Source organism: Microcoleus sp. S13_B4, assembly GCF_036700885.1.
GTDB lineage: Bacteria > Cyanobacteriota > Cyanobacteriia > Cyanobacteriales > Microcoleaceae > Microcoleus.
In genome coordinates, this window is the sequence record NZ_JAUBPU010000002.1 from 49028 (window position 1) to 70342 (window position 21315).

Here is a 21315-nt window from a genome sequence, read left to right on the forward strand (position 1 = left end):
GGGCCGGCTGCGGGCTGCTGTCTCTGTCTCTGTCTCGGAAATTGTTGCGGGCCGGCTGCGGGCTGCTGTCTCTGTCTCTGTCTCGGAAATTGTTGCGGGCCGGCTGCGGGCTGCTGTCTCTGTCTTGGTAATAATTGCCCCGGGATTCCTGCGGGCTGCTGTCTCTGTCTTGGAAAGTATTATTTCTGCGAAGGGATGGTTGGCCGTCGGAATCGACTCTCCGTTTGAAAATTGCTCTCACGGGCATTTCTCGCGATTGCGGGGCGAAGGTCGATCGCTTTTGAGGCGCGTCTACTCCGCGAGTGTCGGGACGGGGCTTGCGTTCAAAGCGGGGAGAGGATGGTTGTGAGTCCTGACGGCGGCCTTCGCTTTGGAATGGCTTGCTGTCGGAATTTGATCGCGAGGAGTTTGGTCGGGTAAATTTTCTCATTGGTTTCTTGTGGTCAAAACGTTTTGGCTGAAGGCTAATCGATTGTAGATTGTAGATATGAGATTCTTGATTGAGGGAGCAATCTTGGGGCTTTGAGATTTTAGATATTCTAGGGAGGGAGCAAGGATTTTGCTGTGTTCAAATTGCTAGTTAATAACTGATAAATCCTGTTTTGCCGATCGCGATTTTTGCGGTTTTATGTTAGCCGTGCAAGGATGGTTAATTAATCCCTCCCCCTTCCCAAATTTTAACTGCTAAATCCTTTAAGTCTCAAGATCTAAAAGTGCCAGAAGTTCGGTCAATCTTTCGGGATCGGTGAGATACAAATATCCGACCAAGGTTTCTAAGCTGCTGGCTTGTTGGTATATCTCTGGATCTGCTCGCTTAGAACGGCCCGCTGCAGCATTGCGGCCGCGCTTGACAATTGCTAATTCTGTACTGTTCAAGTAAGGAGAGAGTGATCGCAAGTGACGCGCTTGAGTTTCGGCTCGTACTTGCCCCACCACCAATTCGTGATAAGCTTGCAATTTTTTGGGTGGGACTAAGTACGAACTGCGAACGTAGAGTTCGTACACTGCATCTCCCAAATATGCCCAGGCTGCGGGCGAAATTCTTTCTATTTCTGCTGGTGTAGCCCTCGCAGGATGCACTCGATTTAAACTGATATCCGTCAGACTCAGTTTGAGCCCGTCATCTGCGATCGGCGACATACTTTTTTAAATAAAACTTCCGCACAGCTTGGTTTTTCTAGTCACTTACTTCTTGCGTCTTTCGCTACTTCAGCAATTATAGCTTTCCCAGGAGTGTTCGCTGTCAGATCACGAAGCGAGATATAGAGGAAAAGCTTGGCGCGACGATCGCACTCCTAAAAAAGGCTTTTTACCAAATCGGGATGCTCTAATTTTTATACCATTTTTCCGCGTGTTTGCCACACATATTTTACTTCCCCTCCACCGAAACTCTAAGCATTGGGAAAATAGCGGCTGGCGCGTGTCGCAGCTTCTGGGAAAATCGGTATTGTTTTACCAGCACAAAAATAAAAATTTGCTATCCAGCGTTGAGAACCGGATAGCTAATTTAATTCACTTTGGCGTCAAGCATCCTTGACGTTTTTTACCGCCTCATCAACCGAAGGCTGCAAAGACAAAAATTTCTCTAAGCGAACCAGTTTAACCGTCTGAGTTACGCGGGGATTTGAGACAATTTGCAATGTCCCTTCCAAGGTTTGGGCTTTTTTGACAAGTTGCACAAGTGCGCCCAAGCCTGAACTATCCACAAAGTCTATCTGAGACAAGTCCAAAATTACGTGTTTTGGGCCCTCGTCAATACATTTGCTTATTACCTTCCGAAAAGTGGCCTCAGAAAAAGCGTCCAGCAGGCCCGTCAGGCGAAATAACTGACAGTTATTCCTGACTTCGCGAGTGCCTCTGAGGCTAACGGTCAGGGTCAATGACTCAGGAATGACACCCTCCTAGCTAGATATGGCTTAAAGTCGAGGCTTCATTATAGGAGTTTTTTGGTTTTTTGTCTACAGTTTTTTTTTTCAGTGGTTTTTAGTTTTTTTGAGTCAGCAGTCAACGGTTAATGACTGCTGACTGCTGACTATTTACTGCTGGCTACTTTCTGATTGTCTCGCATTGACTGCACGAACCGATCGAATAAATAGTCGGCGTCGTGCGGGCCCGGGCTGGCTTCTGGGTGGTACTGCACTGAAAACAGTGGCAGAGTTTTATGTTTCAATCCGGCTACGGTGCGATCGTTCAAATTGAGATGAGTAATCTCTACTTCCGGGGCTAGGGAATCGGGGTCGATCGCAAAACCATGATTTTGGCTAGTAATTTCTATTTGCTCAGTTAAACCCGCTGGATGATTCAATCCCCGGTGGCCGAACTTAAGTTTAAAAGTTTCTGCACCCAAGGAAAGTCCCAAAATTTGGTGTCCCATGCAGATGCCGAATACGGGTTTGTCCGACTTTAACAAAGCTTTCGCAGTCGCGATCCCTTCCGTTACCGCCGCCGGATCTCCGGGGCCGTTGGACAGAAAAATGCCGTCCGGGTTGTATTTGAGGATTTCCTCCGGCGACGTGTCAGCGGGGACAACGATGACCCGACACCCGTAACTCGCCAGACGCCGCAGGATGTTGCGCTTGATCCCAAAGTCTAGCGCTACCACCGTCCACATTTGGCCGTTAGCAGGTTTGACTGTAGGACTGAACTCCCAAACCGAGTCCGTGGCTTCAGACCACTCGTAAACCTCGCGAGTGGTGACTTCCTGAACCAGATTCAGCCCGTCCATACTGGGGGCCTCTTGCACTTGCTCCAAAAGCTCTGCCTGGTCAAGAATCGTGGTCGAAATGCCACCGTTGATCGCTCCCACCGTGCGAATTTTGCGAGTGAGGGCGCGGGTGTCGATCCCATAAATTCCGGGGACATCGTACTGTTTCAGATAGTCTTGCAGAGATTGCGAGCAGCGCCAGTTGCTGGGGCGGCTGCACACGTTCCGGGCGATCGCACCTCGAATTTGCGGCCGCGAGGATTCTTCGTCTTCGAGATTTACCCCGGTATTGCCCAATTCTGGATAAGTAAAAGTTACAATTTGACCGCAATAGCTGGGATCGGTCAATACTTCTTGGTAGCCCGTCATTCCCGTATTAAATACTACCTCGCCAACGACGGTGGCGTCAGCGCCAAACGACCAGCCGCGGTAAGCAGTACCGTCAGCCAGGACTAGGAGAGCGGGTTGTGCAGTTGAAAGTGACATGGCATCCTTAATTACTTTCGTTTGGTTTAATTCTTACCACTGCCAGGGATTTGATGCTAGTCGGCAATATACAGATATTATTTTAATTTGTGCAAGGCTTCGGAAAAGCAAGGCACTTATGCCGGAAGCCCGATGCCGGAGGCACTTATGCCACAGGTAATCAAAAAGCAGCAATAAGTGCAAATTCTCCATCTCCCCCCGCGCCAGCAATTTATCTGCCAGCAGCTTAGGCGGCGGGCGGAAATTCTATATCTATACCAAAAGGCAGTTGTCGCTGTTACGATCGAGCTACAGCGTTTAACGAAACTATGGCTAGTAAATCTCCCTTGCCTTTACTCTCAAACTTATACAAGCATCTAGTGAACTCTCAAAAACTGTGCAAACCGTTACTGGTTGTAACAACAGCTATTTCTGTGAGCAGTTCAATTTTAATAGGGACTGTTGCCAACTCCTCGCCCGCAGTGGCTCAAGAAAGTGAGGGATGCTTCATGCGGAGCTCGTCAGGCCGAACCCTCAACCTCAGCCAGTCAGTCTGCGGTTTTCTGCCCAAAGAATTGACTCCCACCACTTCGCCCGCAGCAAAGTCTGGAGTGTTTCAGGCAAAAATCAAACGCCGAGAGGCTAATATCCCGGTCATAGAAGTCACATTTAACGGCAAACAAAAGTTCGAGATGATGGTAGATTCTGGAGCTAGTGGCACAGTAATTACACCAGCAATGGCTAAAGCCTTGAGCCTTGTTCTCCAGGGAACAGTGCAAGCACAAACTCCCAACGGCGTGGCTACTTTTCCCCTCGGTCGCCTGACTTCTATTGAAGCAGGTGGTCTGGCGGTTAATAATGTAGTTGTGGCAGTCTCCCCATCCCTAGAGATCGGACTGTTGGGTCACGATTTTTTTGGTAATAAAGACATAACGATTAAGCAAGATGTGATTGAATTTCGATCGCGCTCTTAAACAGAGGGAAGAAGGAAGAAGGATTTGTTTTACTAACCAACAAAAATAGAAGAGAGAAAAAAGTTTCCCAACTTGAAAAAGTATGAATGCAGAAGGCTGAGTTTTAGACGCTTTGATTGGGAAGATTTTGGCATCCTAAATTTTTCTTTACTTCTTCCCTCTTCCTTCTTCCCTCTTCCTTCTTCCTTCATTTCAAAAACTCAATCAACTGCTGCAACTTCAACCAAGATTCGCCGCTCAATAAAATGTCCTTAGCCATAGAAACTCCTGCTGCGTGAGAACCCATAGGAATTGCACCTCCCACCTGAAAAGCCAAAGACGCATTCAAAGCTACAACATCCATTTGTGCGGGCGTACCTTTGCCTTGCAAAACGTTCCGCAAAATCTCGGCGTTTTCCTCAACATTTCCGCCTTTTAACGAGCCGATCGCACTTGGTGTCAATCCTACCTTTTGGGGGTCTAAAGTAGTGAGTTCCACTTTGCCCTCCGACAAAACCGCCAAATCAGTCACATCTCCCAAACCCGCCTCGTCCAATTTTTCTCTGCCGTGAACGACTACAGCTAACTCAGTCCCCAACTCGCCCAAAGCTTGAGCAATAGTTGGTACCAAACTAGGATCGAACACTCCGATTACCTGCCCTGTAGGGCGCATAGGATTGACAAGGGGCCCTAATAGGTTAAAAATAGTCCGCACCTTCAAAGTGCGCCGGAGCGACGCTACAACCTTAAGTGCGGGATGCCACCCAGGGGCAAATAAAAAGCTGATGCCCACGGAGTCTACCGCAGATCTTACCTTCACAGAATCGGCGTTGAGGTTGACTCCGAGTGCTTCCAACACGTCAGCAGAACCCACTTTGCTCGATGCGGAGCGATTTCCGTGTTTGGCGACTCGAACTTTGCCGGCGGCGGCCACAAAAGCTACAGCAGTGGAAATGTTAAACGTGGATGCGCCGTCGCCGCCTGTGCCGCAAGTATCAATTAATTTGAGATTGGAGATTGGAGATTGGGAATTGAAAACGCTCTCCGCCTCACCTGCAAGCGACTGAGAATGCAATACCTGAGCCATTCCTACCAATTCTGGCGCAGAGATGCCTTTGGCTTGGATGGCCGCTAAAATTGCTCCTGAGAGGACGGGGGGAATAGCTTCGGCTAGCCATCCCTGCATCAAGTCGGCTGCTTGGGCGCGTGAGAGAGATTGTCTGTCTAATACTTGTTGCAGGAGGGCTGGCCACACAGGAGAATCCGCCGTCTGGGTTGAAGCTGGGGCTAACTCTGGCGTTGCTAGGAGAGGAGAATCTGTCATTTATTAGTTCTAGTCAAATTTAGCCCGATCGAGCTTTGCGGCCAAACCGAGAATCGATCGGGATTTTACCAGACTTGCCGACCACATTTTGCGCGATCGGACCCAGATTTTTGCCCAAATGCCAGCACCGCTACAGAATTTTTAAGCCCGCAGCAGCAGAATATGAATTTTTTGATACAACAATTACCCTCTTCTTGTGCCAACTTTACATAGAAACCCCAGATCGTATAACTGCCAGCAGTCTGCTGTATTATCTATCAGCAATAATACTTAACAGTAACTCAGAGCACCCAAAGACCGATAAAAGTTACCGACAAAAGTTGTGGAGACCAAAAAATTTTAGAACTTAGGGAGCCCAAGATTCATCTGTGGAGTCACTTCTTTAATCTAAAATCTAAAATCTCCAATCGACTGACAGCAAGGACAGCGAGCGTTTAGCTATTGCAGGCGGGTTTGTTGCCTCGCGTAATAGTCGATCGTACTCTCACCCAAATCCTAAAAATAGAGTCTTGCGGTTGTAGGAGTCGCTGCCTTTTATTATTGTAACAACATCCTTGCTACTAACTTATTTCAGGGTATTCAACTGCTAATATATCCAGGGAGATTTCAAGGAACGGGTTTTGCTAGAACACCTGCATCGCAGGCAGATCGTTGGGCCAATGCGATCGTGACCGCCACTCAAGCCTCAAATAAATACCCGAACAACTAAACTTTCTGCAGCAACCACTAACAACTAACAGCCCAGTAGGACAGATGAATAAACACACTCGTCTCCGGCTGCGACACACCATATTTCAGTCTAACAAACGGCTCAAATTTAACAGGCGGTAGACCAAAAATATTCAAGTCACACACAAGAGCAGGGTATTCACAAGTGGGAAATCAAAAATTAGGAAATAAAGCGATAGAATGCCTGAATGTCGCGGAGGCACTGCACCAAATGGAAGCAAAATATTATAGTATGTTTGAAAATGCGGTGTCGGGCATTTTTCAAACAACCCAAGACGGTCGCTACATCAGCGCTAACCCAGCTTTGGCTCGCATCTACGGATATAGTTCTGCCGCAGAATTGATGGGCTGTCTGACTGATATCAGCGATCAGCTTTACGTCAATCCAGATCGGCGCGATCAGTTTGTTTCTGCTTTGCAAGAACAGGGCATCGTATCGGATTTTGAGTCGCAGATTTATCGCCGAGACGGAACAATAATTTGGATCGCTGAAAATGCGCGGGCTGTCTGCGATGAAGCGGGTAAATTGCTCTACTACGAAGGTTTTGTAGAAGATATCACCCAGCGCAAGCAAGCAGAATCTGCACTTCGAGAAAGCGAAGAACGGCTGCGCTTAATAATTGAAGGCGTTAAGGATTACGCTATATTCATGTTAGATACTGAGGGGTATGTAGCTAGCTGGAATTCGGGTGCCGAACGCATTTTTGGATACAAATCTCATGAAATAGTGGGCAATAACTCGGAGTGTTTTTTCACGAAACAAGATCTTGAAATTGGCAAGCCCCAAGAAAAATTAATCAGGGCAGTGGCAGAAGGTCGATACGAAAATGAAGGCTGGCGGCTTCGCAAAGACGGATCGCGATTTTGGGCGAATATTATTGTTACTCCTTTGCGGGATGAAAGGGGAAAGTTGAAGGGTTTTTCTCAAGTAATGCAGGATATTACTGAGCAAAAGCGGGCGGCTGAGGAAAAGATGCAATTGATTGCTTCTTTACAGGCGTCGGAAAAAAAGTTTCGCACTTTGTACGAATCGACGACTGATGCGGTAATGCTGCTAGACGAAGAGGGTTTTTTGGATTGCAATCCGGCTACTTTAAAGTTATTTGGATGCAGCACTGAATCGGAGTTTTGCGGCAAGCATCCTTCGGAGTTCAGCCCGCTGTTACAACTGGAGGGACAAGATTCTCTGAGTCTTTATCAAGAGCGAGTTAATACGGCTGTGCGAGCGGGAAATTGCCGTTTTGACTGGCGGCACTGCCGTTTGGACGGTTCTGAGTTTCCGGCGGAAGTGCTGCTAACTTCTATGGATATTGGCGGCAAAATGGGGCTGCAAGGCGTGGTGCGCGATATCACTTATCGGGTGCAGGCTGAGGAGGCCCTGAAGCAGGCTAATGAGGTATTGGAATGCCGGGTTAAAGAGCGGACAAGTCAGTTGGAAGAGGCTATTAAAAAGTTGAGTTTATCGGAAGAAAAGTTTTCTAAAGCTTTTCGTTCAAGCCCAGATCCGATGATTATTACTACTTTTGCTGAGGGTCGTTTTATTGAAGTTAATGATAGTTTTTTGTCGATGACGGGTTACGATTTAGAAGAAACGACCTGGAATACAGTACCGGGGTTAAATATTTGGGTAAGGCCTGAAGACCGACTTAATTTTAGGCGAAGTTTGCACGAACAAGGTGTTGTTCGCAATCAGGAATGCGAGTTTCGGATGAAGTCGGGATCGGTGGTGGTGTGTTTGCTCTCAGCGGAATTGATTAATTTGGACGGCGAACTCTGTATGCTGGGGGTGATGACGGATATTACCGATCGCAAACACGCCGAAGAAGCCCTACGGGAAAGCCAGCGGGCCCTGGCGACGCTGATGAGCAATTTGCCGGGAATGGCCTACCGTTTTCGCAACGATGCCGATCGCAGTATGGAGTTTGTCAGCGAAGGTTGCTATCAGTTAGCCGGCTATTCTCCTGAAGAATTTATAGGCACTCGGGAAGTTTCTATCTCGGAATTAACTCACCCGGACGATCGCGATAATTTGTGGAATGCCGTGCAAGTTGCCTTGCAAGAAAATCGACCCTATCAGCTAAATTACCGCATTACTTCTAAAAATGGCGAATTAAAATGGGTTTGGGAGCAAGGTTTGGGAGTGTTTTCCGACTCGGGAGAATTGATAGCTTTGGAAGGGTTAATTACTGATATTTCCGAGCAGAAACGCAGTGAAGAAGCTTTACTGCGATCGCAAACAGAGTTAACCCAACAAAAACTTCAACTCGAAAATACTTTGCACGAATTGCAGCAAACTCAAGCCTTATTAATTCATACTGAGAAAATGTCTACTCTCGGTCAAATGGTAGCTGGTGTTGCTCACGAAATTAACAATCCCGTTAGCAGCGTCTGTGGCAATCTCGTCCACGTCGGCCACTACACGGAAGATTTGCTGAATTTGCTCGATATGTACCAGCAGCATTGCCCGCAGCCGCCGGCAGCAATTCAAAATCAAATTAAGGATATCGAATTAGAGTTTCTGCTAGAAGATTTGCCGAAAGCGATGTCTTCGATGCAGGTAGGGGCCGATCGCATTCGGGAAATCGTGCGATCGCTAAGAAATTTCTCCCGCAAAGATGATTCTCAAATGAGCAAAGTTAACCTGCACGAAGGGATTGAAGGAACGCTGCTGATCCTGCAAAGCCGTCTGAAAGCCAGAGGCAACTATCCCGAAATTGCGGTAATTAAGGACTATGGAAATTTGCCTTTGGTTGAGTGTTATGCCGGGAAAGTCAATCAGGTATTTATGAATTTGATCGGAAATGCGATCGACGCGATCGAGGAATACAACGAAGGGCGTTCCGTTGCCGAAGTTAAAGCTAACCGCAGCAAGATTAAAATTAGGACAGAAGTCCAAAACTCCCATGCTGTAATTAGGATTTCGGACAACGGCCCCGGTATGCCAGAGGAAGTTTGCCAGCAGTTATTCGAGGCTTTTTTTACCACCAAACCCGCTGGCAAAGGCACCGGTTTAGGCCTGTCAATTTCCTACAAAGTTGTCCAAGAACACGGTGGCAAACTTAGCTGCGTGTCTGCACCGGGCCACGGAGCCGAGTTTATCATAGAATTGCCGCTCGAACAACCGATCAAACAATCCTAAAGTGCGATCGGGGTGATCGCATCGGACTCACGAGTCGCGGTTTCTAGTGAGGACTAAAGTTCTCATAAAACTCGCCCTGACTAAAGCGGTAAGGTGCCGTGCGTATGGCTCCCTACATAGAGAAGTTTTGCTTATGTTCTGTATTGCTGAAACCCTGGCTTTTATCACAACTCAAATTACTGCCCGCACTTACCATTGCTAATGATTGAGAAAGCCACTAATAATACTGGTACTTACTGTTTAAGAATGGTTAACATTGAACTACCTGATTGTTTCTGTGCCCTTTATTTGACATTTTGGGATAAAATGCAAGGGCTAGTGGAGAATGGTGCAAGATTTGAGATATAACTAACTATTTTTGACAAGGACTAAAAGATTGTCGGTGAAAGACAGATACACCGCAGCGTTCCAAAGCCAATTTATGTTTAGCAGTACCGTATCCCTTGTTATTTGTCAAATCATATTCAGGATACTTAACAGCCAAACGTACTATTAATTCATCGCGCCAAACTTTCGCCACAATACTAGCAGCAGCAATCTGAATTGATCGCGCATCACCCTTGATCATCGTCTCTTGCGCGATCGCCAAATTGGGAATCCTTTGATTCCCATCAACCAAACACAAATCCGGCGTCAACTTCAACTTCAAAATCGCCCGTTTCATCGCCAACAAAGAAGCCTGCAAAATATTGAGGCGATCGATCTCCCGCACCGAAGCCACACCAATTTGACAGTCAACCGCTACAGCCCGGATTTTTACGGCTAACCGACTCCGGGCTGCAGCACTCAACTGCTTGCTGTCGCGCACCCCGCAACTGGCTAATTCATCGAGAACTTCGTCGGGCAAAATGCAGGCAGCAGCCACCACCGGCCCGAACAAAGCGCCTCGTCCGACTTCATCCACACCCGCAATTACCAGAGCGTTCGAGGGAGAGGGGGAAAGGGGAAGATGGAAGGATGGGAAGAGAGTAAAAATTTCTACTTCTTCCTTCTTCCCTCTTCCCTCTGACTTCTTCCTTCTTCCCTCTGACTTCATATCACTCATCCACAACGGCTGACGAGCGGCGACGGCGGCGGCGGTTGATAGCAGGCTCCTCGGGTTCGCTGGGTTCGATCGGCTCATGGGATTCGATCGGCTCATGGGATTCGATCGGCTCATGGGATTCGATCGGCTCATTGAGTTCGATCGGCTCATTGAATTTGATCGGCTCATTGAGTTCGATCGGCTCATTGAGTTCGATCGGTTCATAGGATTCGCCCATCACATCGCTGGGTTCCTCAATCTGATCAAAATCATCAGTTTCGTCGATCAAACTCTCGCCATAAATTTGGGACTCATCATCCTCATCCTCAGAAAAAACAGGCTCAACTACCGACCTTTCAGGATAATAATCCCGTTCCTCAACATTCTGTGCAGGCGTCGTCGCTTCAAATTCAAATTCGAGCTGCTCGAAAGGCGGCTTGTTCGGGGCCGCTCCGGGGAGAGTCACCGAAACGATCGCATTCTTAGGATTTTTCACGCTGCGATCCGTAAGCACCAAAGGAGAAACCCCCATCAGCGCATAAACATCCTGCTCCTCCGCCGTCATTTCCACCGAAATCACCTCCGGAGGCTCCACCATCGGCTTCATCAACTCAGACTTAGCCGGACGCACGCGATCGAAATCCTCGCGCCTGCCAACAGTCGCCATATTCACCAGCCCGAAGCCCTCCGAAGCAGCCCGGATGCCGGGAGGGGCCAGATACTCAGAGCGTGTATCCGCCACGGGCGCAGTCGGAGTATTTGGCAGCCGCAACTTGCTGCGTACCGGTTCCTCCTCCACCGGGAGAGCAAAAGGCTCTTCACCAATCCGGCGGCGGCGGCGCCGTCTGGTTCCGTTCCCCAAATCCTGATAGCTGGGATGGTTGAGCAAGTCCAAAGGCGAGGCATTGCTGCCGGTCTCAAAATCCAAACTTTCGCTCTGAGGTTCCCAAGCAGCCCGAGCAGGTTCGGGGGGGCGTTCTTCCCGCACCGGGGCAGGAGTTGCAGCCGCCACAGGCGTCAAGCTGCGACGTTCCAATCCTTCGGGCAAATTCAACAAAACGCGGTTCGAGGTAGCAACAGTGCGATCGCTCGATTCCCGCACCGCTGCTGCAAAGTCTTCTTCCCCAGGGAGTTGCACCAGATGACCCAACCCGCTGCAAGTAGGACAACTGTGGCCGAACAACTCGTAAATATTTTGACCTTGGCGCTTGCGAGTCAGTTCTACCAGTCCCAATTCTGACAGTTGAGCGATTTGTGGCCGAGCTTTGTCAGCTTTGAGAGCTTTATTGAAATGTTCCAGCACCTGCAACTGATCGCGGCGGGACTCCATGTCAATAAAGTCAACAATAATCACCCCGGCAATATTGCGTAACCGCAGTTGTCTAGCAATTTCCGTTGCTGCTTCACAATTTGTCCAGAGTACCGTTTCCCGAGCCGTCGCCGATCGAGTAAACGAGCCAGAGTTGACATCGATCACCGTCAGCGCCTCAGTCGGCTCGATAATCACATAACCACCCGAAGGCAAATCCACCCTCGGTCTGAGGGCTTCTCGAATCGCAGCGTTAACCCGGAAAAATTCTAAAATCGAGGCGCGCTCTCGGTGGTGGTCTATCAAAACTCCCGCAGGAAGTTTACCGCCGTTCCAGCTCATCAACTGCTGCTTCACCCGCTTAATTCCATTTTGCGAGTCCACCACAATCCGATTCACGTCACCGCTGAACATATCTCGCAGCACCCGCTGGATAAAATCGTCATCCCGGTTGAGCAGTGCCGGCGCCCGCGAGGTACCGCCTTCGAGTTGAACTGCTTCCCACTGTTTTTGCAGCACTTCCAAATCTTCCATGATGGCTTCTTCAGTCATCCCTTCAGCTTCGGTGCGTACCAGCAGCCCCATCCCGGCAGGTTTCACCAAAATAGCCAGGGCTCTGAGGCGGTTGCGCTCGGCTTCCGACTTGATCCGCCGCGAGAGATTGACTCCCCTGCCGTAGGGCATCAGTACCAAATAGCGGCCCGGCAGGGTAATGTTGCCTGTTAGCCGGGGGCCTTTGCTGCCCGTCGGTTCTTTCATTACCTGTACCACCACTTTCTGCTGGGGGGTCAGGAGTTCTGTAATTGCTCCTGCCGAGCGTTTAAGGCGCAGCGGGCCGAGGTCTGTTACGTGCATGAACCCGTTACGTTCTGGATCGCCAATGTTAACGAATGCCGCATCTATCCCAGGGAGTACATTTTCAACAATTCCCAAGTAAATGTCACTGACTTGGTGGCTGCCTGTGGCTACCACAAGTTCTTGGATTTGATCTTCTGAAAAGACGGCAGCAATGCGATGCTGCTCTGCTATAACTATCTGCTTTGTCATTCAATTTCCTCAAAAAACTGGCAGCAAGTTAGAGACACTTACGCACAACAGTGCCTCTGACTTAGACTGTAATTAGTAGTAGCTTGAAGAGTTATTAGCTGTGAGTTGGTGCAGGGTGGAAGGAAAGTTAACTGTTGACCGTTCACTGTTAACAGTTAACTGTTGAGTATTAACAGTTAACTGTTACAGATAAAGTAGTTAAACCCGCCCGTACAGAGTTATGAGTTATGCTCAGCAGATAAATCTGCGAGAGAGAAATAAGGAGGCTTTTATCGAGTTAGCACTATTGAGATTTGAGTTGAGAATTGCGAAATCAATACTCAAAATTCAACACTTACAACTCTTCCTTTGAACTCAGCGAATAAATTCATTGACACCGTACCAATTTCTTAACACACAACTTAACACTACGAACTGATAACTCCGCTTGCGTGGTAGTTGAGGGCTGGTTTTGAGCGAAAGTAGGTAGGAGTGAAAGCGCCTAGATTTTTGTTGAATTCTTGCGCGATCGCACTCAACACACCCCAGTTTGGCATTCGACTGCAACCTCCGCCCCTGCCAACCCTAAAACCTTGTCAGTCGATTTTAGATTTTAGATTTTAGATTTTAGATTTACTCCACAGATGAATCTGGGAGATGGAACTTTAGTCTAAAATCTAAAATTTTTGGTTCTCCACGACTTAAGTCGGGGGCTTATCTCCGTTTTTTGACGGGTCAGTCTATTTTAGATGTTAGATTTTAGATTTACTCCACAGATGAATCTGGGAGATTGAACTTTAGTCTAAAATCTAAAATTTTTGGTTTTCCAGGACTTAAGTGGATTTTAGATTTTAAATTTTAGATTTTAGATTGACTCCACAGATGAATCTGGGAGCTGGAACTTTAATCTAAAATCTAAAATTTTTGGTTCTCCACGACTTAAGTCGGGGGCTTATCTCCGTTTTTTGACCCGTCCAAAAAATCTATTGTTGAATACCCGCTCTGCGGTTTGAACCGTGAGATTTTTGAATAAGCCGACCACCGACAACCAGTCGATCGATCGAAATTAATCGCTAAATTTGGTTCAGACCCCGCTCCTGCGGGTTTGGCGCTAGATTTAGCCCGTGAATGTACAACAAAAAGGCTTGAAGTCTTGAACAGAAGCAATTTGCACCCAGCCCGCGTTGCTGGTTGACGAGGGCGGCGAGCGACTAAAGCGCTCGAGCCACCGCGGCTTCCATAACAAGCGATTATAGCGTGAAACGACACATCCCGATCGAGAGCCGAAGGTGAAATATTCCACTCTTAGCTTCCCTATTTTAACCATAACCCAGGATTAGCTGACTACGCTCAACCTGGAGAAGCTGAATTTCCTGCTGACTGACTTGTTCGAGCATGAACACAATATGTTCTGGCTTTAGCAAGTTGCCGTCGCTGCGACAACTGCCGGTAAAGCGCAAGACGGCTCTACCTTCGGATGTAGTATCAGAGGCAGAGGAACTGCTTTCTGGTTTCTGCTCTACAAGCTCTAGTTTGTGCAGTCGATCGCGCAAATTGATATCCTGCGTCTTTCCCGACTTAGTAGTATGCACCCGCCAAAAAGCCTCGGTTTCGGCGATCGTCTTGACCCAAGCTTCCCAGTTGGCATCAGGAGCCACGGAGACAGGAGCAGCATTTTCCCGGTCTAATGCGCCATTTTCTGTCAACGACCCTGCGGAGGCCACAGTAATTACGTACTCCGCTGCTTCTAATAACTGACTAGCAGAAGGAGCCTTGAGATCGATCGACTCAACCTTGTAAATCGGAATATTTTCCGGCAGCTTAGCGGCCAACTTTTCCCGAAAACTCTCAATATCGATCGACTCAGTGAGCTCAAAGTCGGCAATTTCCCCAGTGCTGGTAACGCCCAGAGGCAGAGCATTTGCCAGAGAAATCCGAGGGTTCGGGTGAAACCCGCCCGTAAACGAAATCGGCAAATCGGCTCTGCGGACTACTCGATCGAACAATCGGATCAAATCCAAATGACCAACCAAAGCCATATCGCCCACCTTCCCGAACCAAACCCGCAAACGCTGTTTCCGCTCCGTATTCGGCACGAACTCCCCGGCAAACTCAGGAATTGGCAGCGCATCCACAACCACATTGTGTCCGAAATCGGTGCCGCAAACCCCGCAGCGCGAACACCCTTCAAAGGAACAGTCGGGAACCGTCGCTGCTTCTAAAGCCTTTTGCAAGTCAATTTTCAGCCAGTTTTTGTCGATTCCCGTATCTAAGTGATCCCAAGGCAGGGCCTGATCGAGAGAGAGAGGGAGAGAGGGGGAGGGCGAGAGGGGGAGATCCAGAGAATTGAAAAAATCTTCCTTGATTTCTCTTCCTTCTTCCTTCTCCCTTCTTCCGACGGACATCGGACTGACATCCGTTACATCCGTTACATCCGTTACATAATCCGTTGCCGAACTTCCTTCTTCCTTCTCAAAAAGATTCCACTCGCCGCTTTCGACTTGGCGGTATTTCCAGGTAAGGCCCGATTCATCGATCGCCTGAGTCCAAGCTTTGTAAGCCTGATCCAAGCTTTCCCACCACGCATCCATACCCGCGCCAAGTTCCCAGGCGCGGCGGACTACAGCAGCCAAACGTCGATCGCCCCGTCCGACAAAATCCTCCATTGCCGAAATCCGCACATCAGTGTAATTCACCTTGACGCCCCGCATTCCCCGAAACTCTCCCTTCAGGAGTTTTTGCTTGCGAGAAAACTCAGCAGTAGAAACCGAGTGCCACTGAAAAGGAGTGTGAGGCTTAGGCGTAAAATTAGAGATTGTCAAGTTAAAAGTCAGTCCCCGCCGGCCATCCAGCCTGCATTCCCGGTGCAGCCAGCGGACTGTTTCGGCGATGCCGAGAACATCAAAATCTGTTTCTCCGGGCAAACCGATCATAAAATACAGCTTGATTTTATCCCAGCCCCGATCGACCGCAGTTTTAACACCCCGGAGCAATTCTTCGTTGGTCAAACCTTTGTTAACGATGTCGCGCATCCGCTGAGTACCAGCTTCCGGCGCAAAAGTCAAACCGCCTTGTCGCGTACCGCCGAGAATGTCGGCAATATTATCGTCAAATCTGTCTACCCGCTGACTGGGTAGAGATAGAGAAATATTTTTATCTTTCAGGCGGTTTTTGATTTCCATCCCCACTGCTGGAAGTGCCAGATAGTCGGAACAACTGAGGGAAAGCAGGGAAAACTCGCTGTGTCCGGTGGCTTGCATTCCCTGTTCGATCGCCTCTACGACTTGCTGCGGTTCGACATCGCGCGCGGGGCGAGTCAGCATTCCCGGCTGACAGAAGCGACAGCCGCGCGTGCATCCCCGGCGGATTTCTACTGTCAGTCTGTCGTGTACTGTCTGGACGTAGGGAACCAAGCCGATCGAATAAGCTGGTATGGGAGTTGCCACGCGGCGCAGAATTCGATCTGGAACTTGCGGGCGGTTGGGATGAACAGAACCGTCGGCCGCCATATCGTAGAATTGCGGGACGTAGACGCCTGGAATTTGCGCTAAATCCAGCAGCAATGCTTCTCGGCTCAAATTATTAGTTTTGCCTTCTGCCAAAATCAAGCCTATTTCTGGCAGCAATTCTTCTCCATCTCCCAAAGCGATGAAGTCAAAAAAGTCAGCGTAGGGTTCGGGATTGGAAGTTGCTGTTTGGCCGCCAGCAAAAATCAGCGGCATTTGACCGTTTTGGGGATTGGTCGCTCTTTCTTGCCAAGTTAGGGGAATGCCAGCTAAATCCAGCATTTCCAGAATGTTTGTTGCTCCGAGTTCGTAGCTGAGGCTGAAGCCCAGAATATCAAATTCTGTGAGCGATCGCCTGGATTCTACCGCAAACAGGGGAGTTTGAGTCGATCTCAGTTTTGCTGCCAAGTCTGGTGCGGGCAAATAAGCTCGATCGCACAACTGTCTCGGCCCTGCGTTCAAAATGTTGTAAAGGATGATGTGCCCCAGATTGGAAGCACCAACTTCATACACTTCTGGGTAAGTGAGCACCCAGCGCACAGAAGCCGCGTCCCAAGGCTTGTGTGCTGCCCCCAATTCGTTTCCCAGATAACGAGCAGGCTGATTAATGTCTGCTGTAAGTAATTCTTCGACTTTTACTGCCACGGCTCGACTCGCTAAATATTTGCGACTCTTAAGCAGCCTACCTTAAAACCTGCCAACACGCCAACGGAAGTCCTTTGTGTTTCGGGCATTTAACCGAATTTACTGGGTTTTGTGGCTTGTTTTCACCGAGGCGGAACCTCTACCAGTGCTGGTTTGTGCAGGAGTTTTCGGCTTCAAAGCTATCGACATTTTCAAATATCTCAAACACTCGATCGAGTTGGCTGAGTTCCAGAATCATCCTAATCCCGGGGGATAGCGAGCAAATACTAAACCTGCGCCCCATTTTTTTCGCCTGCTTCAGGCCCGAAACCAATGCCATCAAACCGGCACTGTCAATAAATTTTACTGCGCCCAAATCTACGAGTACCGCTACCATCCCAGGGGCTGCAATTGCTGTCATTAGTTGCCGTCCGAATTCTCCGGAGGTGGCTGCATTCAGGTGGTCTAGGGGTCGAATCACCGTAATTGGTTTATGGGCAAGAAGTGTCTGCATATGTCAAACCTATGGTTGCTACGTATTTTCAACTACTGTGCTGGACAGGTGTAAGCCTAAACCTACTTGATTACTCTGAGCCTAACTTGATCTGAGGCAAACTGACCCGTTGTTGTCAGTAGTTTTACTGAATCTTTATTTATTGACTCTTTTTTATGAAGTTTTGCGTAAGATTTGGGGAGGAAACGTAAGGTACTATACTATTTTTTATTTATGCCAGCAAGTTGAGTCTTGAGAATTCTAAAAATTGAGATCGACTGTCCCCTGGCTGTTAGATAAAAGTGAATAATGTAATTGAAATCACTTGTTAGTTCTGATTTAGATCACGCGCGCTCTCGACTGTTCAGATAATAATTAAATTGTACGGAGTTCTCCGAGCTACTATGCAAGCAACCTATGCTATTCGTCATCTTGTAGAAAAAGCCCTCTACATTAAGCAGTTGACGCCTGACATTGAAAACGAAATCAACTACGAGCTCACCCGTTTGGGGTACATATCGGATATTGATTATGAGGCTTTAGAGTTATTAATGGATGAAATGGATGCCGGCCGGGTGCAATTGGTATCTAGTCGTTGATAGTTGGAACCTGGCCGCCTGGAAAAATCAAAGAGTGAAACAAAATCCTTGCTGGGCGGGAAATAGAGGAGTGCTATAAGCATTGACCGCGCTACGGTATTTTTCAAGTGAAGCACCGATTTGCTGAACTTGATATTTGAGGATATACTCTTAAGGGCGATCGTCTCTGCACCTGTGATCGAAAGCTAAAAACTTTGACTTAAATTAAATTTATAACTTTTGGGGCTTGACAAATTAGGTTTAATTGTGATTAAAACTCAGACCTAATGAACCACAGATTTTCTGAACTTTATATTTGAGGAGATACTGTTAAGGGCGAGCGTCCCTGCACCTCATACAATTTTAGATTAAAGATTTTAGATTAAAGAATCGAAGAAGTGGGACTACTGATGATTATCGGGGTTTGGAACTTATCAACAGTTGCATTCTTTTGGGAAACTGTTACCGGATGCTACGATCGCTCGAATGGAAGAAAATTGGTTTTTAGTCCCCACATCCTCCTCCAAGTTTGCAAACCCATTAAATCTAAAATCTAAAATCTAAAATCTAAAATCGTTCGATCGCCCTACCAAACTTGCCACCACTGCCACCAACTCCACAGGCTCGATCGGCTTGGGCACGTAAAGTTGAAAACCTTCCTGCAGCGCGCGTACCCGTTCCTCTACCCTACCAACCGCCGTGAACGCCAACGCCGGAATTTCCCTCTCCACCATCCGCGATCGCACTTGCCACAGCAGAGCCTCTCCATCAGGGGCCTGCATCCCGATATCGATCGCCAACACATCCGGATTCAGCCTTTCAATCGCCGCCAGGGCAGCCATTCCAGAGCTAGCAGTCTCCACCTGGGCCCCGCAATCTTCGAGCACTGTACACGCAAAATCCAGGGAATCCGCGTCGATATCGACCACCAACACTCGCACTCCAGAAAGATTGCTGCTGACAAAAGACTCCTTTACAGGGGCTCGCGCCTTGCTTGGAGGAATCGCCAACTCCCCGAGTGCGGCAACAGAAAATCCGCTGTCGCAATCAAGCTGTTGAATTGGCAATCTCACTAAAAACCTCGATCCTTTTCCCTTCCCGGCCGATTCCGCTTGCACCGTCCCCCCGTGCATTTCCACAAAATGCCGCACTAGGGCCAAACCCAAACCCAATCCGTTGTACGATCGCCTTATAGAGCTGTCCGCTTGGCTGAACCGCTCGAAAACGTGCGGTAAAAACTCTTCTGAAATCCCTTGTCCCGTGTCGCTGACCTCAATTTCGACACTAGCGGGCGACAATTTTTTATAGCAAGCAGATTCATCAGGGGCAAAAGTCCTCTCCATCTTTCGCACCTCCACCTTTACCTGTCCGCCATCGGGAGTAAACTTAATCGCATTCGACAGCAAATTCCAGGCTACCTGCTGCAAGCGACCAGAATCGGCAAAAATCCGCCCCGCCGTTGGGTCGAAATCCGTTACCATTTCAATATTTTTGGCGGCAATCGCGGGCGCGAGAGTATCGATCGCAGCCTCAACAGTCGAAATCACATCCACCCACCGCAAATTCAGCGACAGTTTGCCGGTAATAATCTGCGACACGTCCAGCAAATCCTCGATCAGAGTTGCCAGCGATCGTGTATTGCGGTCGATCGTTTCCAGAGCCCGAACAGTGGTTTTTTCGTCAAACTTGCGGTTTCGCAGCAGTTGCGCCCATCCCAGCATCGCATTCAGCGGGGTTCGCAATTCGTGGGACAAAGTTCCTAGAAACTCGTCTTTAATCCGGTTCGCCCGCGCCAATTCCTGGGCTCGATCGTGCAGTTCTCTTTCCAACTGCTTGCCAACCGTCAAATCGAGAATAAAAGCCACAGATTCTTGCCGCTTTTGGGGCAGCAAAACATATCCGATCAACACCGGAATCCGGCTGCCGTCTCTCCTCCAGAATTCCTTTTCGTAGGGAGTGCAAACTCCCGTTGCTTGTGCCTCTGCAATCCCCTTCTCGTCGAGATGCCTGTACTCCGGGGGCGTGATATCAATCCAGTTTAATTCCCCACGCTGCAACTGTTCCCGCGTGTAATTAACTATCCGCAAAAATTCATCGTTTGCCTCGATGATACCGCCGTTGACATCCCCGAAGATAATTCCTATCAAGTTAGCGTCGGCTAACATTCTCAGCTTTTCTTGGCTAGCTTGGAGTGCAGCTTCTGTTTGCTTGCGATCGCTAACATCTTGGATGTAAGCCGACAAACCAGAATCGGAAGGATAAAAACGCACCTTCAACCACTTATTCCATAACGGCACGAATTCTTCATGCTCCAACGTTACCTTTTGTGCTAATGCTTTTGCTGCCATTTCGTAAAACGGTAAATCGACAGCCCAGGGAAATATCTCCCAAATTTTTTTACCAATCAATTCTGCTTTTGGCCTGCCTAAAAGCTCAATAGCTTTCTGGTTAACATAGGTATAGTTCCAATTTAAATCTACCGCGATAAAAGCATCAGTAATGCTTTCGAGAATGTTAGTAATTTGATCGTTTGCCAATTGCAGCGCTTTAGCAGTTTCTTCTGCTTGCAACCTCGCTGCTTGTTCGCGCGACAAAGCGGCAGCGCGTTCTTGTTCTGCCAGTTTTCTATCGCTAATATCGATGTAAGAACCGATGTAACCTGCAAAAGTGCGATCGGGCCTATACCTGGGTACGCCCGTACCCAAAACCCACCGGTATTCCCCGTCATAGCGTCTCAGGCGGCATTCAATTCGGTACTCGCTGCCAGCATCGAAGGCTTTTTGGTAAATATCCCGACATTCTGGCAAGTCATCGGGGTGCAAGCTTTCCATCCAACCAGTGCCCACTTCTTGCGCCAAAGGTCTACCGGTAAACTCCAGCCAAACTTTGTTAAAGTAATCGCTAAGTTGGTCAGCGTCTGACATCCAAATCATCACCGGCGCGGTATCTGCCATAATCCGAAATCGAGCTTCGCTTTCCTGCTGCTGTGCTTCGGCTTGCTTGCGATCGCTGCGTTCTTGAACTTCCCGCAGGGCCCGCTGAATCGAGGGCACCAGGCGCATCAAACGGCGTTTGAGAACATAATCAGTAGCGCCGCTTTTCAAAGTTTCGATCGCCACTTCCTCGCCCAAAGTAGCCGACACAAAAATAAACGGCACTCCCGGACAAGTAGTGTGGGCGATTTCCAGCGCAGCTATCCCATTAAAACAAGGCAGCATATAATCTGCCAAAATAATGTCAAAACTTTGTTTTTCTAGCGCCGCGGCAAAGTCTTCCCGAGTTTCCACACACACCAGAGAAAATTCGAGGTCGCCATCTATTAAATATGCCTCAATCAGTTCGGCATCTAGAGGACTGTCTTCTACTAACAGGATATGCAGCGTTTTCACAAAAATTCCTTTTACTTCAATATTAGTTCTCAGATACACAAAATCCTCGGTC

The 21315-nt window shown here is 48.4% G+C and carries 13 protein-coding genes and 1 pseudogene; 3 read left to right on the forward strand and 11 right to left on the reverse strand.

The features are described from left to right. From QT994_RS01875 to carA, 4 genes and pseudogenes are all read right to left on the reverse strand, one after another. Positions 1 to 430 (reverse strand): annotated as a pseudogene (locus QT994_RS01875) (23S rRNA (guanosine(2251)-2'-O)-methyltransferase RlmB); the annotation flags it as partial. Positions 431 to 693: 263 nt separating this feature from the next. After that, on the reverse strand, positions 694 to 1140 hold the full coding sequence (locus tag QT994_RS01880) for a ribonuclease III domain-containing protein (protein ID WP_333044390.1): 447 nt from the start codon (positions 1138 to 1140) through the stop codon (positions 694 to 696). Positions 1141 to 1523: 383 nt separating this feature from the next. Next, positions 1524 to 1880 carry an STAS domain-containing protein gene (locus QT994_RS01885; RefSeq protein ID WP_015176627.1) on the reverse strand — a complete coding sequence of 119 codons (357 nt, stop codon included), beginning with the start codon at positions 1878 to 1880 and terminating at the stop codon, positions 1524 to 1526. A 152-nt stretch (positions 1881 to 2032) separates the two neighbouring features. Further along, complete coding sequence (gene carA, locus QT994_RS01890) at positions 2033 to 3190, reverse strand: glutamine-hydrolyzing carbamoyl-phosphate synthase small subunit (RefSeq protein ID WP_333171346.1); 1158 nt, start codon at positions 3188 to 3190, stop codon at positions 2033 to 2035. Positions 3191 to 3549: 359 nt separating this feature from the next. On the opposite strand from carA, the gene QT994_RS01895 reads away from it, so the two are divergent. Continuing rightward, entirely contained in the window at positions 3550 to 4143 is a 594-nt protein-coding gene (locus tag QT994_RS01895; protein WP_333171348.1) for a retropepsin-like aspartic protease, read from the forward strand. A gap of 187 nt (positions 4144 to 4330) precedes the next feature. On the opposite strand, the gene trpD is transcribed toward QT994_RS01895, so the two are convergent. After that, complete coding sequence (gene trpD / locus QT994_RS01900; protein WP_333171351.1) at positions 4331 to 5446, reverse strand: anthranilate phosphoribosyltransferase; 1116 nt, start codon at positions 5444 to 5446, stop codon at positions 4331 to 4333. A gap of 874 nt (positions 5447 to 6320) precedes the next feature. Here trpD and QT994_RS01905 point away from each other — a divergent pair. Continuing rightward, complete coding sequence (locus QT994_RS01905; RefSeq protein ID WP_333171354.1) at positions 6321 to 9314, forward strand: PAS domain S-box protein; 2994 nt, start codon at positions 6321 to 6323, stop codon at positions 9312 to 9314. A 352-nt stretch (positions 9315 to 9666) separates the two neighbouring features. Here QT994_RS01905 and QT994_RS01910 read toward each other — a convergent pair whose 3' ends face one another. From QT994_RS01910 to QT994_RS01930, 5 genes are all read right to left on the reverse strand, one after another. Further along, positions 9667 to 10350: a ribonuclease HII gene (locus QT994_RS01910; protein ID WP_333171357.1), complete on the reverse strand. Its 684-nt coding sequence runs from the start codon at positions 10348 to 10350 to the stop codon at positions 9667 to 9669. A 1-nt stretch (position 10351) separates the two neighbouring features. Then, positions 10352 to 12694: an Rne/Rng family ribonuclease gene (locus QT994_RS01915; protein ID WP_333171359.1), complete on the reverse strand. Its 2343-nt coding sequence runs from the start codon at positions 12692 to 12694 to the stop codon at positions 10352 to 10354. A 407-nt stretch (positions 12695 to 13101) separates the two neighbouring features. Beyond that, positions 13102 to 13230, reverse strand: coding sequence for a hypothetical protein (locus tag QT994_RS01920; RefSeq protein WP_333171361.1), 129 nt, complete (start codon positions 13228 to 13230; stop codon positions 13102 to 13104). Between the two features lie 762 nt (positions 13231 to 13992). Continuing rightward, entirely contained in the window at positions 13993 to 16824 is a 2832-nt protein-coding gene (locus tag QT994_RS01925) for a TIGR03960 family B12-binding radical SAM protein (protein WP_333171363.1), read from the reverse strand. 139 nt (positions 16825 to 16963) lie between these two features. After that, entirely contained in the window at positions 16964 to 17317 is a 354-nt protein-coding gene (locus QT994_RS01930; protein WP_333044403.1) for an STAS domain-containing protein, read from the reverse strand. Between the two features lie 383 nt (positions 17318 to 17700). Between QT994_RS01930 and QT994_RS01935 the strand changes: the two genes are divergently transcribed. Further along, complete coding sequence (locus QT994_RS01935) at positions 17701 to 17895, forward strand: hypothetical protein (RefSeq protein ID WP_193975465.1); 195 nt, start codon at positions 17701 to 17703, stop codon at positions 17893 to 17895. 539 nt (positions 17896 to 18434) lie between these two features. Here the strand turns inward: QT994_RS01935 and QT994_RS01940 are convergent. Next, the gene (locus tag QT994_RS01940; RefSeq protein WP_333171365.1) at positions 18435 to 21302 is read right to left on the reverse strand and encodes a PAS domain S-box protein; all 2868 of its coding nucleotides are present in this window, start codon (positions 21300 to 21302) and stop codon (positions 18435 to 18437) included. Between the last annotated feature and the right edge of the window lie 13 nt (positions 21303 to 21315).